Source organism: Halorubellus sp. JP-L1, from assembly GCF_011440375.1.
Lineage (GTDB): Archaea > Halobacteriota > Halobacteria > Halobacteriales > Natrialbaceae > Halorubellus.
The window spans coordinates 358,734-371,188 of the sequence record NZ_JAAOIR010000002.1 but is presented as its reverse complement, the minus strand read 5'-3'; the positions used below and the strand labels follow the sequence as shown (position 1 = coordinate 371,188).

Annotated in this window: 12 protein-coding genes; 8 read left to right on the top strand and 4 right to left on the bottom strand. The window is 72.5% G+C overall.

Features of this window, described 5'->3' with window-relative positions; genetic code table 11:
* The first annotated feature begins 32 nt into the window (after window positions 1-32).
* From G9C85_RS10325 to G9C85_RS10300, 6 genes are all read left to right on the top strand, one after another.
* Window positions 33-1,877, top strand: a complete 1,845-nt coding sequence (locus G9C85_RS10325) for a Rieske 2Fe-2S domain-containing protein (RefSeq protein WP_166039636.1) — start codon at window positions 33-35, stop codon at window positions 1,875-1,877.
* Window positions 1,878-1,973: 96 nt separating this feature from the next.
* A complete protein-coding gene (locus G9C85_RS10320; RefSeq protein WP_166040913.1) occupies window positions 1,974-3,344 on the top strand; it encodes an NAD-dependent succinate-semialdehyde dehydrogenase in 1,371 nt (456 codons plus the stop codon).
* Between the two features lie 58 nt (window positions 3,345-3,402).
* On the top strand, window positions 3,403-4,659 hold the full coding sequence (locus G9C85_RS10315) for a PQQ-binding-like beta-propeller repeat protein (RefSeq protein ID WP_166039634.1): 1,257 nt from the start codon (window positions 3,403-3,405) through the stop codon (window positions 4,657-4,659).
* Window positions 4,656-5,633, top strand: coding sequence for a hypothetical protein (locus G9C85_RS10310; protein WP_166039632.1), 978 nt, complete (start codon window positions 4,656-4,658; stop codon window positions 5,631-5,633). The genes G9C85_RS10315 and G9C85_RS10310 overlap by 4 nt, the downstream gene beginning before the upstream one ends.
* A 28-nt stretch (window positions 5,634-5,661) precedes the next feature.
* Window positions 5,662-5,973: a hypothetical protein gene (locus G9C85_RS10305; RefSeq protein WP_166039630.1), complete on the top strand. Its 312-nt coding sequence runs from the start codon at window positions 5,662-5,664 to the stop codon at window positions 5,971-5,973.
* Between the two features lie 96 nt (window positions 5,974-6,069).
* Window positions 6,070-7,128: a metal-dependent hydrolase gene (locus tag G9C85_RS10300; RefSeq protein WP_166039628.1), complete on the top strand. Its 1,059-nt coding sequence runs from the start codon at window positions 6,070-6,072 to the stop codon at window positions 7,126-7,128.
* A gap of 34 nt (window positions 7,129-7,162) precedes the next feature.
* On the opposite strand, the gene ilvA is transcribed toward G9C85_RS10300, so the two are convergent.
* The gene (ilvA, locus tag G9C85_RS10295) at window positions 7,163-8,374 is read right to left on the bottom strand and encodes a threonine ammonia-lyase (RefSeq protein ID WP_166039626.1); all 1,212 of its coding nucleotides are present in this window, start codon (window positions 8,372-8,374) and stop codon (window positions 7,163-7,165) included.
* 110 nt (window positions 8,375-8,484) lie between these two features.
* Entirely contained in the window at window positions 8,485-8,697 is a 213-nt protein-coding gene (locus G9C85_RS10290; protein ID WP_166039624.1) for a dodecin family protein, read from the bottom strand.
* A 115-nt stretch (window positions 8,698-8,812) separates the two neighbouring features.
* Between G9C85_RS10290 and G9C85_RS10285 the strand changes: the two genes are divergently transcribed.
* Together G9C85_RS10285 and G9C85_RS10280 are read left to right on the top strand one after the other, a co-directional pair.
* Window positions 8,813-10,024: a hypothetical protein gene (locus G9C85_RS10285; protein WP_166039622.1), complete on the top strand. Its 1,212-nt coding sequence runs from the start codon at window positions 8,813-8,815 to the stop codon at window positions 10,022-10,024.
* Between the two features lie 37 nt (window positions 10,025-10,061).
* A complete protein-coding gene (locus G9C85_RS10280; protein ID WP_166039620.1) occupies window positions 10,062-10,451 on the top strand; it encodes a DUF5611 family protein in 390 nt (129 codons plus the stop codon).
* A 104-nt stretch (window positions 10,452-10,555) separates the two neighbouring features.
* On the opposite strand, the gene G9C85_RS10275 is transcribed toward G9C85_RS10280, so the two are convergent.
* The gene (locus tag G9C85_RS10275; protein ID WP_166039618.1) at window positions 10,556-12,031 is read right to left on the bottom strand and encodes a DUF402 domain-containing protein; all 1,476 of its coding nucleotides are present in this window, start codon (window positions 12,029-12,031) and stop codon (window positions 10,556-10,558) included.
* On the bottom strand, window positions 12,028-12,441 hold the full coding sequence (locus G9C85_RS10270) for a hypothetical protein (protein ID WP_166039616.1): 414 nt from the start codon (window positions 12,439-12,441) through the stop codon (window positions 12,028-12,030). Before G9C85_RS10270 ends, G9C85_RS10275 begins: the two co-directional genes overlap by 4 nt.
* Between the last annotated feature and the right edge of the window lie 14 nt (window positions 12,442-12,455).

Here is a 12,455-nt window from a genome sequence, read left to right as displayed (position 1 = left end):
CGGTTTTGACCGACGCGCACGAATCACGTGGTATGGCAACGTCCGACGACGCGGGCGACGACGGCTTCGTTCGAGCGACGAGTCTCGCGACCCTTCGCGAGGCGGGCCGCGAACTGCTGACGGCGCGCGGTCGCGCGATCGCCGTGTTCCACCACGAAGGACAGGTGCGCGCTGTCGACAACCGCTGCCCACACATGGGGTTCCCGCTTTCTGAGGGGAGCGTGGAGGACGGCGTCCTGACGTGTCACTGGCATCACGCGCGCTTCGAGCTCTCCTGCGGGGACACGTTCGACCCGTGGGCGGACGACGTCCGGACGTACCCGACGGAGGTTCGGGACGGCGACGTCTACGTTCACCCGGACCCGCCGCGGGACCGCGACCCGGCGACGCACTGGCGCGAGCGCCTCGACACCGGACTCGAGGAGAACCTCCGGCTCGTGGTCGCGAAGAGCGTCGTCGGGCTCGCGAACGCGGACGTGCCGGCGGTCGACGTCGCCGAGCGCGGCGTCGCGTTCGGAACGCGCTATCGCGCCGACGGCTGGAGTTCCGGGCTCACGATCCTCGCTGCGATGACGAACGCGCTCGACGTCCTCGACGAGGCGGACCGCAAGCGTGCACTCTACACCGGCCTGCGGCACGTGGCGAGCGACTGCGCGGGCGAGGCGCCGCGGTTCGACCAGCCCGCGTTCGACGTCGACGACGTCTCCGCCGAGCGCCTCGCGGAGTGGTTCCGGGAGACCGTCGAGGTCAGAGATAGCGACGGCGCGGAACGCGTCCTGCGGACCGCGGTCGCGACCTGCGACCAGGAGGACGTCGAGCGGATGCTGTACGCGGCGGCGACCGACCACGCCTACCTCGATTCGGGGCACTCGTTCGACATGACGAACAAGGCCGTGGAGACCCTCGACCGGCTGGATTGGCCGGGCGCGAGCGACGGAACGCTGGAGCGCGATGACGAGGCGCCCGAGGGTCGCGCGGACGCGGCGGACGTGCTCGCGAGCCTCGTCACGCGATTCACGGACGCCGAGCGCGCGGAGGAGGGCTCGGAGTGGCGCCAGCCCGAGGACCTCGCGGCGATGCGCGAGTCGTTCGTCGACGACCTGCCAGCGCTCGCGGCGGGCGAACGCGACCCGGGCTGGACGCCGCCGAACGAGTTCCAGGAGGACCTGCTCGGCGACGACCCACACGCGGTCGCGGACGCGCTCAGGGAAGCGATTCGGGCCGGGGCGACCGTCGAGGCGCTCGCGCACGAGGTGGCGAGCGCGGCGGCGACCAGGGTCGCGCGGTTCGGGACGACGAACGAGTTCGGCGACTGGAACACCGTCCATCACACGTTCACGTACGCGAACGCCGTTCAGCAGGCCGCCGGGCGCGTCGAGCCGACCGAACTCTACCGTGGCGTGCTCGACGGCGCGTTCTCGGTGTACCTCGACCGGTTCCTGAACAGTCCACCCGCGGAGATCCCGGACCCCGCCAGCGGCGACGTCGCGGTCGAGACCGTCGACGCGCACCGCGACGCGTTGCGGGACGCGTTCGACCGCGAGGGTTCGGTGAACGACGCCGGCCGGCACGCCGCCGCCCTGCTCGTGGTCGCCGATAGCCCCCGACCGCTGTGGTCGACCCTCGGCGCTGCGCTCCTTCGCGAGGACGCCGGCTTCCATACGCTCCAGGCGTACGAGGCCGCGCTCGCGCAGTTCCGCGCCGTCCGCGAGCGCGCGCCCGACGCCCCCGACGGACTGCCGAGCGAACGCGAGCGCGTCGCCGCCGTCGCCGCCGCGCGCTACCTCGCCGCGCACAGCCCCACGCGCCGCGAGGCCGAACAGACGTTCACGATCGCCAGCCGCCTGCTCCGCGGCGAGAGCGTTCACGGCGACTGACGGCGAGGACGGTCGCGGTCGGCACTCGCTGGCACGACCGAGCGCGACGCCGGGGCAACCTACTTGCCTCGTGCGGAACTACGACCATATATGTCGATGGAACGCGTGAATCCGGCGACGGGCGAGACCTTCGATACGGTCGAGACGCACACGGACGCTGAGGTCGACGAGTTCCTCGAGGCCGCCCACGAGCGGTACCTGTCGTGGCGCGACGTCGAGCTGCACGAGCGCTGCGAGCTCATGGCGAACGCCGCCGACGTCCTTCGGGAGAACGTCGAGGAGTACGCGCAGATAATGACCCAGGAGATGGGCAAGCCGATCGCGAGCGCGCGGAGCGAGGTCGAGAAGTGCGCGTGGGTGTGCGAGCACTACGCCGAGCACGCGGGGTCGTACCTCCAGGACGAGACGCTCCCGAGCCCGCCGGAGGCGGAGGCGAAGGTCGTCCACCAGCCCCTGGGCGTCGTGCTGGCGGTGATGCCGTGGAACTACCCGTTCTGGCAGGTGTTCCGGTTCGCGGCGCCGAACCTCGTCGCGGGGAACGTCGGCGTCCTGAAGCACGCGTCGAACGCCCCGGGGTGCGCGATGGCGATCGCGGAGGTGTTCGCGGAGGCCGGGTTCCCCGAGGACTGCTTCCAGACCCTCCTCGTCGGGGGGTCGAAGGTGGAGCGAGTGATCGAGGACGAGCGCGTTCGGGCGGTGACGCTCACGGGCAGCGAGCGCGCGGGGCGCGCGGTCGCCGAGACCGCCGGGAAGGAGCTGAAGAAGACCGTGCTCGAACTCGGTGGCGCGGACCCGTTCGTGGTGCTCGACGACGCGGACGTCGACGCGGCCGTCGAGACCGGCGTGCGGGCGCGACTCTTGAACTCCGGGCAGTCCTGTATCGCCGCGAAGCGGTTCGTCGTCCACGACGCGGTGTACGACGAGTTCGTGGAGCAGTTCGTCGACGAGATGGAAGCCCAGACGGTCGGCGACCCGACCGACGAGGCGACCGACGTCGGCCCGCAGGCGCGCGAGGACCTCATGGAGGACCTCCACGACCAGGTGCAGCGGAGCGTGCGCGACGGGGCGACCGTCGAATGTGGCGGCGAACCCATGGAGGGCGACGGCTACTTCTACCCGCCGACGGTGCTGACGGACGTCCCGCCGGACGCCGCCGCGGCCTGCGAGGAGACGTTCGGCCCGGTCGCGGCCGTGTTCCGCGTCGACAGCGAGCGCGACGCGATCGACCTCGCGAACGACTCGACGCTCGGCCTCGGCGCCTCCATCTGGACCGAGGACCTGGAGCGCGGCGAGCGCGTCGCCCGCGAGATCGAGGCGGGCTGTACGTTCGTGAACGAACTCACGAAGTCCGACCCGCGCGTCCCCTTCGGCGGCATCAAGGACTCCGGGTACGGGCGCGAGCTCGCCCGGCACGGCATCACTGAGTTCGTGAACGAGAAGACGGTGTGGGTGCAGGACGCTCAGTAGGCACGACCCCGACCTCTCGAGGAGAAGATACTTTTCCGGGGTGGTCGAAGCGCATGCGTTGCCATCGAGCCCTCCCCACTCCAGTACGACGAACGAATCGTCGCGGCGATCGACGTCCAGACGCGGCGTCCTCGCCGCCAGTGCGAGCGCCGCGGTCGCCGCCCTCGCCGGCTGCCTCGGCGGTGACGGACCAGCCGTGAGCGCGTCGGCGTGGCCCATGCAGGGCTACGACGCCGGCCGCACGAACCATCGAGCGGACGCCAGTCCACCGACCGACGACGTCGAGACGGCGTTCCGGACGCCGCTCGAATCGCCAACCCTCGGCGGTGCACAGCCGGTGTGTTACGACGGCGCGATCCTCGTCCCGGACGGCGAGGTGACCGTCGTCGACCGCGGCGACGGGACCGTCCGGGGTCGGATCGACGACGGCGGTCGCGGCCTCGCACTCGCCGCCGCCGACGGCTACCGGACGCCGACGCTCGTCGCCGGCGACACGACGGGCGTCGACGCGTACGACGCCACCGGTGGCGTCGACTCGCCGGTCGGCGGCCGGATCGCCGCGCGCTGGTCGTACCCGCTGGGGTCCGACGGGTCGACGTGGTACCCGATGCCGCCGGCGCTCGACGTCGGCGCGACGCCGGTCGGTCGCGACGGCGTCGTCTATCACCACTCCGAACGCGACGGCGTCGTCGCGCGGGACGCGTCCAGCGGCCGCGAGCGCTGGCGGAGCGGGAACGCGGTCGGGACGCGGTGGTTCGCGGTCGACGAGCACGTGTACGTCGCCGAGTACGGTGGGCCCGTCGTCGCGCTCGATCGCGAGGACGGGTCGCGCGTCTGGACGCACGACCCGGACGCCGACGGCGTGCGCTGGGGTGGCGTCGCGGCCGCCGACGGCACCGTGTACGCGAACGACGGCCGTGGCGTCACCGCGCTCGACGCGACCAGCGGCGGAGCGGTTCGCTGGCGGTCGGCGGAGGGGGACCAACACCTCGACACCTGCGTCCCGACCGTGACCGACGACCGCGTCGTCGTCCCGGGGTCGGACGTCGTCGTCGGGTTCGATCGCGAGACCGGCACGCCAGCGTGGCGGCGAGCGATCGCTCCCTCGCGGCCCCCCCACCTCACCGCCGCTGGCGACCTCCTGCTGGTGCCTCGCGTCGGCTACGGACTCGTGGCGCTCGACGCGACGACCGGCCGGACGGCGTGGGAGTACCTGAGCGAACGACCGGCGCCGTTCGGGATGCCAGTCGTCGCAGACGGGCGCGCGTACGTGTCGACCGGCGAGGCGCTCGTCTGCCTGGAGGGGTCGCGATGACGCTCACGGAGGCGGTTCGCGAGCAACGCGAACGCGACCAGCGCGACCAGCGCGACCAGCGAAAGCAGCGGAATCAGCGAAAGCAGCGGTGCGAGTCGTCCCGCGGCGACGGGGACGCCGAGACGGCGTCGGCGCGCGTGCCGGAGCCGTCGAAGCCCGTGCGGCGCGCGATCGACGGCGTCTCCCGCGACCCCCGGCACGCGCTCGCGTTCGCGGTCGCGGCGGTCGTGGTTGCGCTCGCGGACGTCGCACGCATCCTCGATCCGGTCGGGAACGCCGTCCCGGACGTCGTCGGCGCGCAGGTGTCGTTCTCGCCGATGGCGTTCCCGAGCGGGACGCGGGTCGCGTCCCTTGAACCGGGCGCGCTCGTCGGCCTGGAACTCCCGTGGCTCGTCGTCGCGCTCGCGCTCGCTGCGGTCGGACCGATCGCGGCTGGCGCGGCGACGGCGTGGACGGTCGCGTACGTCGTCGACGGCGCGTTCACCGTCGAGCGCGCGGCCTCGACCGCGGCGTACGCGGTCGCGGTCGCTATCGGCCTGCAGGTCGCGTCAGTCGCGGTCGCGCTCGTCCCGGCCACGACGCTCCCGGTCGCGCTGGTCGGGCTCTGGCTCGCCGCTCGGCTGTTCCCCGCGCCCGCGCTCGCCGCCATCGACCGGTCGCCGCTGGGCGCCGCGAGCGAAGCGTACGCGCTCACGGCTCGCCGCTCGCCGCGGCTCGCATTATCGGTCCTCGGCGTGGGCACGCTCGGCGCCACGCTCGCGTCCATCCCGGCGATCGCCGCGGTCTCGCCCGACGACGCCCTCTTCGCCGCCGGGACCGCCGCGAGTTACGCGCTCGCGGGCACCGTCGCCGCAGTCGCGAGCGCCATCTACGCCGTCGAGGCGCGCGACGAACGGGCCGCTCGACGCACTCGTCGCGGCGACGCCCGTGGCGACGGCGAGGACGCACCGGTCGAGCGACGAAACGGAAAGTGACTTGCCCCACGACGACCGACGGGCGGGCATGACAGACGCCGACGCCGACGCCGCGTTCGCGATCCCGCGAAAGCGGATCGCGCTCGCCGCCGTCTTCCTCGTCATCGTCGTCGCCGTGGAACTCGCGAACGTCACCCTGCCCGCGCTCGGGCTGCCGACCGAGTTCGACGTCCAGGCGGCGGTCGTCGGGACGTTCATCGTCCTCTTCGGCGGCGCGCAGATCAGTCACGCGACGGACGTCGCCGCGACCGCCGAGGACGGCACCGCGGCGCGACTCCAGCGCGGCGGCGCCGTCATCGTCCTCGGCGGCCTCGTCGTCCTCGCCGTCGCCTTCCTCTGACGCGCCACGCCGGTCGCGCCACCGTCACCGACCCCCGCCTCCTCGCTCCGCTCGTGGCGATTCGCTTATTCCTGCGCGTTACGTACGTTCGGCAACGTGTTCGTCGGTCACTCGCTGTTCGCGTTCGCGCTGGTCGCTCTCGTCGCGAGCCGCGGCGCCGGCGTCGACGACCGGCGCGCGCTCGCGCTCGGCGCGATCGCCGGTGCGTTCGCGGCGGTGCCCGACGCCGACATGGCGTACGCGCTCTCGGGCGTCCTCGACCTCCTCCTCGGCGACGCGACCGCCGGTGGCGACGGCGCGTTCGCCGTCACGGGCGCGTTCTGGGCGGCGAGCACCGCCGTCCACCGGTCGATGACGCACTCGATCGTCGTCGCGCCCGTCGCCGCGCTCGGGTTCGCGCTCCTCGCCGTCCGCGGCCGGCGCGCTCGGCCAGCGGCGGTAGTGGGCGTCGGCGTCCTCGCCGCGCTCGCGGTCGCCGCCGCCACCCTCCACGGCGGCCTCGGCCTGTTCGTGTTCGTCGCGTTCGCCGTCGCCGGCGCCGTCGTCGCCACCGTCGTCCGGACGCTCACCGAGGCGTCCGCGACGACGACGTTCGCGCTCGCGGTCGCCGGCCTCGTCACGCACCCCTTCGGCGACGTGTTCACGGGCGACCCCCCGGCGCTCCTCTGGCCGCTCGACGCCGTCGTCCTCGACGCTCGCGTCGTACTCGCCGCGGACCCGACGCTACATCTGCTCGGTGCGTTCGCCGTCGAACTCGCGGTCGTCGCGGTCGCACTCCTCGTCTACGCCGACCTCACCGGTCGAGCGCTGGACGTCCGACCCCGGAGCGTCGCCGGCCTCGCGTACGGCGGCGCCGTCCTCGTCCTCCCACCGCCGACGCTCGAGGTCTCCTACCAGTTCGTGTTCACCATCCTCGCGCTCGGCGTCGTCACCGCCACGCAACCGCTCGGCCGACGCCTCCTCGGGCGCTCCGTCCTCCAGTTCCGCCAGCCCCGACTTCCGGGCGCGCCAGCGTGGCCGGGCGCCACCGCGGTCGGACGTCGCGCCGCGACCGCCGTCGACGAGGACGCCGCGCTCGCCGCGGCCACGACCGGCGTCGCCACCGTCGCCCTCGCACTCCTCGCGTACGCCACCGGCTACCTCGTCCTCGCGTGAGAACGCCCAGCGCGCAGTGACGCCGCGCTGGCGCTCAGACCAGGACCTCGACCTCGTAGCCGGCGTCGCGGATCGCGTCGATGAGTTCCTCGACGTGGTCGTGCCCGCGGGTCTCGAGGTCGATCTCGACCTCGGTGTCCGCCATCCCGATCTGGCGACTCGTCCGGTCGTGCTGGATCGCGTAAATGTTCGCCTTCTTCGCCGAGATGACGTCGAGGAGGTCCTCGAGGCTCCCCGGGCGGTCCCGGAGGACGGTCTTGATCTTCACGTAGCGGCCGGTGGCGACGAGGCCGCGCATGACGACGGTCGTGAGCGTGTTCAGGTCGATGTTCCCGCCGCACATCGCGGGGACGACCGTCTCCCCGTCCGCGAAGTCGAACTTCTCGAAGAGGAGCGCCGCCAGCGGTGCCGCGCCCGCGCCCTCGACGAGCGTCTTCCCGCGTTCGAGCACGTACGTGAGCGCCATCGCGATCTCGGGGTCGCTGACCGTGACGACCTCGTCGACGCGCTCGCGGATCACCTCGAACGGCATGTCGCCGACGCGGCGCGTCGCGATGCCGTCCGCGATCGTGTCGACGCTGTCGCGCTCGTAGATCTCGCCCTTCTGGAGGCTCTGCGCGACGCTCGACGCCCCCTCGGCCTGCACGCCGACGATGCGGACGTCCGGGTTCCGGCCCTTCACCGCGGTCGCGATTCCCGAGATGAGGCCCCCGCCGCCGATAGGGACGACGAGCGTCTCGACCTCGGGGAGGTCCTCGATTATCTCCAGGCCGATGGTGCCCTGGCCCGCCATCACCTTCTCGTCGTCGAACGCGTGCACGTACGTCCGGTCCTCCTCGCGCTCTAACTCGTGAGCCTTCTCCGCGGCGTCGTTGTAGTCCTGACCGTGGAGGACGACCTCCGCGCCGTAGCTCTGGGTGGCGTTGATCTTCGAGATGGGCGCGTACTCCGGCATCACGATCTTCGAGTCGACCCCCGATCGGCTCGCGGCGAGCGCCACCCCCTGCGCGTGGTTGCCCGCGCTCGCCGTGACGACGCCCTTCTCCTTCGCGGCCTCCGAGAGCGTCATGATGCGGTTCGTCGCCCCGCGGATCTTGAACGACCCAGTGCGCTGGAAGTTCTCCATCTTCAGGTGGACCTCCGCGCCCGTCATGTCCGAGAACGTATGCGAGTAGTCGATGGGTGTGCGTCGCGACGTCTCCCGCACCCGCTCGATGGCCGCCTCCACGTCCGCGAGTTCTATCATGCCCCGAGGTTCCGGGGCCGTCCGCTAATCGTTTTCGCCGTCGCCCGAACTGACCGTCCTCGAAGAAGCACCCGCGACGCGGGCGTCGAGATCGACGGCCGCTCGCGTCGTCACTCCTGGCTCTGGTGGACGGGGAACGCGACCTGGACCGTGGTCTTGTACTCCGTGATCTGGCCGTCCTCGACGTTCGCCGTCCAGTCCTCGATCTCGACGCCACTGATGCCGTCGACGCTCTCGCTCGCCTGTGCGACCGCTTCGTGCGCGGCGTCCTCCCAGGACTCCTCGGAGGTGCCGAGCACTTTGATGATCTTGACTGCCGTCATGGCGTCGGCGTATTCGCGGACCGACCGTATTGGTATGCGTTCGTTAGCTCGGTAAGGGGAACGTGTACCCCGGGTAGCACTAGCCTTTTACGCTCGCACGGGGAAGGACTCCGCAATGGGTCTCAGGTGTTCGCTCATCGGCCACGACTGGGGCGAGAGCGAGATCGAGCGCGATCGCGACGAACAGGGCAGCGAGGTGGTGTTGACCGTGCGCGAGTACGAGGTGTGCGCGCGCTGCGGGGAACGCAACCTCCTGAGCGAGAACACGGAGGTGACGACGCTCGCGACCGACGAGGACGGCGACCCGGCGGGGCGTGCGCCGGAGCCGACGCGGGACGCGGCCGCGGACGCACCGGCCGCTAGTGACGCCGAAGCCGACGAGGCCGCTCCGGAGACCGGCGCCGCGGGCGACGGAACCGACGGTCAGTCCGCGGTGGACGCGAGTGCGCCGGCGGACGCCGACGACGCGGAGATACTCGGCGCGGACGGAGACGACGACGGTCGGGCGACCGCGGCCGCCGACGCGACCGCGGATGCGGACTCGGAGCCGGCAGTCGCAGACGCGGACGCGGAGCCGGCGGTCGCGGACGCGGAGCCGGCGGTCGCGGACGCCGAGGCCGACGCGGCGGACGACGACGCGGTGTTCATCGACGACGCCGAGGGCGAACCGGACGCCGCGACGCCCGAGGGCGAGCGAGACGTCGCGACCGCGGAGGACGTCATCGCGGGAGCGGAGGAACCCGTGGACGACGCCGCGCCGGACGCGCACGCCGAGTCCGCGCCGGACGCGGAACCGGCGCCAGCCACCGACGAAGACGTAGCGGTCGACGAACTGTCGGCCGACGAGGTCGCGGACGACGACGGCGTCATCCTCGACGACGAGGACGAAGATGCGGGCCTCGACGAGGACCGCGAGCGCGGCGAGTGGCCCGAACACGAGGACGACGCGCCCAGAGCCGGCGCGAACGCGGGCGGGTCCGCCGCAGCCGCGACCGAGCACGCGAACGCGGCCGAGACAGCGCGCTCGGAAGACGGGGCACGCTCGGACGAGGCGTCGCGCGCCGGCGAGAGCGACGAGGACGGGTACGACGCGGAGTTCATCGACGGCGAGACCGCGACGAACGACACCGAGTCGGAGCCGACGGCGTCCCCGAGCGGCATCAAGTCCGCCGGGTCGACCGCGCCGCCCGGACAGCGCCACCAGCGCAGCGGCGAACTCGTCTGCCCCAACTGCTCGAACGCGGAGAGCGCGGAGCGGACGAGTCTCCGCGCGGGCGACATCTGCCCGGAGTGCCGGAAGGGGTACTTGAGTAACCCCGGCGAGTGACGAAACAGGTAAACACCCGCCCGCCAATGTGCCTTCCATGAAGGAGTACAAGATGCGTCGTGGCGAGTACCTCGAGGAACGCATCCCGGACCTCGAAGGAACCGTCGAGGACACCTTCGGCACGATCACCGGCACGGAGGAGTTCAAGGGCAGCGACCTGTTCGTCGTCGGCGAACCCGACAACCCCGTGTTCGAACGCATCGTCGTCGGCGCCGTCGAGTACGGCTCGAAGAAGGACAAGATCGCCGTGAAGTTCGTGGAGCGCGACCCGACGGAACTCTCCCCCGACGAACTCGAGGCCGCCGAGGAGGCCGTCTCCGCGAAGAACGAGTTCCTCCTCGACGCCACGGGCCGGGACGCGAAGGCGCGTCGCGACTCCCTGAAGCGCTCCGTCGAGGACGACCCCGACCACGACGTCGACGCCTGAGACGACTCCCTCGATCCTTCGACCGACCCCACGCCGCGAGCGACGCGGCCGTCCGACGGGCGACGCCGCCGTAATCAGCGGAGCGCGCGATCGATCCCGACCACTCAGCGGAGTGCTCGTTCGACCGAACTCGCGACGGTGCGGGCGCGGTCGGCGAGCGCGGGCGCGACGTGGCCGACGTCGACGGCGTCGTCGAGTTCGTCGTCGTCGACGCGCTCGACGCTCCCGTCGGCGTGCCTGACGACGTCGACGTGGAGGTCGACGTACCGCGCGCCGTCGGGGAACAGCTCGACGGGCGTGCAGACGTTCACGTACGTGCCCTTCTTCTCGCCGTCCGCGCTCCGGTAGACCGTCGGGTACCACCACTTGCCTTCGGTGAGTTTCGTGACGGCGACGTCGCCGTCCTCGCGCGCGACGCCGAGCGCGTCGTACGTGCCGCCGCCGGTCATGTCGCGCTCGAGCGTGAGCTTCCCCGCGTCGACGTCGAGGTCGGTGATGCGGCCGCGGCCGAGCGTGATGCGTCGCCCCTCTGGCTTCCCGTGCTCGATCGCGAGCGTCCCGCCGTCGCGCGGCCCGAACGCGTCGACGACCGCCGGGAACGGGAGCTCGCCGCCGTCGGCGTCGGCGTCGGCGTCATCGCCGGTGGCGTCCGTCCAGTCGCCGTCCGTGGCGTGTGCGAGGACGCCCTCGGCGAAGTCGACGGCGTCGCTCGCGCTCGCGCTCCCGGCCTTCACGCGGTGGTGCCCGGGCATCGTCGTCGCGACCCGGCGGCGGTCGTCGTCGAGCGCGAACCGCGCGGTCCGCCCGAACCACACCCACGCGGTCGCGGGCGTCGCGACGCCCTCGCGGTCGGTGTCGAGTCGAACGGGCGCGTCGTCGGGGTCACCGGCTGGGAGGTCGTCGAGCGCGCGAGCGCGCTCGCTTGCGGCCGCGAGCGCGTCGCCGAGCGACCCCATGTCGGCGTCGGCGGCGGCGCGCTGCCAGCGGACGCCCCAGCCGTCGGGCGCGTCCCGCTGGAGGAGTTCGGTGGTGCGGACGAGTTCCGTCGCGCGCTCCCCGCGGACGTTCGCGCTGACGCCCGAGCGCCCGCGGTCGAGCGCGACGAGGCCGTCGTCGACGCGGAGCGACTCGGCGACCTCGGGGCGGTCGTCGCCCCACGGCGGCGCGGCGTCGACGACCTGGACGCGCCGGACGTCCCCAGCTTCGACGTAGCCGTCGGCGTCGTCGTACGGCAGGAACGCCTCCGTGTCGCCGAGATCGACGATCGCGCCGCTCCCGAGTTCGTCGCTGACGAGTCCGAGGAACACCGCCCCGAGCGGTGCCCGGTCCTCCCAGGAGAGTGCGTCCACGGCGACGCCGACGAGGTCCTCGCGGAGCGCGTCCACGGCGTCGAGGTCGCCGGAGACGCCGACGCCCTGGCGGTCCGCGGACGTCGCCACCGCGACGTCCGCGGGCGCGAACCCGAACGCGGCGTCGAAGCGGTCGCGGATCGGCGGGGACGCCTGCACGACGTCGTGGCCCGCGTCGAGCAGGCGGCGCGTGACGGCGGTGGTGTAGATGCCGCGGACGCGCGCCCTCATTCCAGTGCCTCCCGCGTCGGTGCGAACCGCACGCGGTCGTGGACCGACGGCCCGAGCGACAGCTCGACGACGAACGGTTCGTCGCCCGTGGTCGCGTCGTCGCCGTCGGTTCGCTCGAGGATGCGACCGTCCTCGACGTACGCGCCCCACGTGTCGAAGCGGAGCCAGCCGCGCATCTCGGCGGCGTGGGTCGTCACGTCGCAGTACGCGACGTCGTGCTCGGGGTACTCGCTCGCTGCGTGAGCCATGTCCATGTCCGAATACACGGTGTCGTGCGCGTCGAAGAACGCGACGAGAGCGGCGGCGTCGTCGTCGACGAGCGAGGCGACGCGGTCGCTCGCGGCCCGGAGGTCGTCGGTGTCGAGGCCGGCGTCGCGGAGCGCGGTCTGCGTGCGCTGGTCGAAGTGCATGCGCGACCGTTCGG

What these genes read in the sequence shown, in the direction of transcription:
- G9C85_RS10325 (WP_166039636.1), top strand. Translation starts at nt 33, where the DNA reads ATGGCAACGTCCGACGACGCGGGCGACGACGGCTTCGTTCGAGCGACG.
- G9C85_RS10320 (WP_166040913.1), top strand. Translation starts at nt 1,974, where the DNA reads ATGGAACGCGTGAATCCGGCGACGGGCGAGACCTTCGATACGGTCGAG.
- G9C85_RS10310 (WP_166039632.1), top strand. Translation starts at nt 4,656, where the DNA reads ATGACGCTCACGGAGGCGGTTCGCGAGCAACGCGAACGCGACCAGCGC.
- G9C85_RS10305 (WP_166039630.1), top strand. Translation starts at nt 5,662, where the DNA reads ATGACAGACGCCGACGCCGACGCCGCGTTCGCGATCCCGCGAAAGCGG.
- ilvA (WP_166039626.1), bottom strand. Translation starts at nt 8,374, where the DNA reads ATGATAGAACTCGCGGACGTGGAGGCGGCCATCGAGCGGGTGCGGGAG.
- G9C85_RS10290 (WP_166039624.1), bottom strand. Translation starts at nt 8,697, where the DNA reads ATGACGGCAGTCAAGATCATCAAAGTGCTCGGCACCTCCGAGGAGTCC.
- G9C85_RS10285 (WP_166039622.1), top strand. Translation starts at nt 8,813, where the DNA reads ATGGGTCTCAGGTGTTCGCTCATCGGCCACGACTGGGGCGAGAGCGAG.
- G9C85_RS10280 (WP_166039620.1), top strand. Translation starts at nt 10,062, where the DNA reads ATGAAGGAGTACAAGATGCGTCGTGGCGAGTACCTCGAGGAACGCATC.
- G9C85_RS10275 (WP_166039618.1), bottom strand. Translation starts at nt 12,031, where the DNA reads ATGAGGGCGCGCGTCCGCGGCATCTACACCACCGCCGTCACGCGCCGC.
- G9C85_RS10270 (WP_166039616.1), bottom strand. Translation starts at nt 12,441, where the DNA reads ATGCACTTCGACCAGCGCACGCAGACCGCGCTCCGCGACGCCGGCCTC.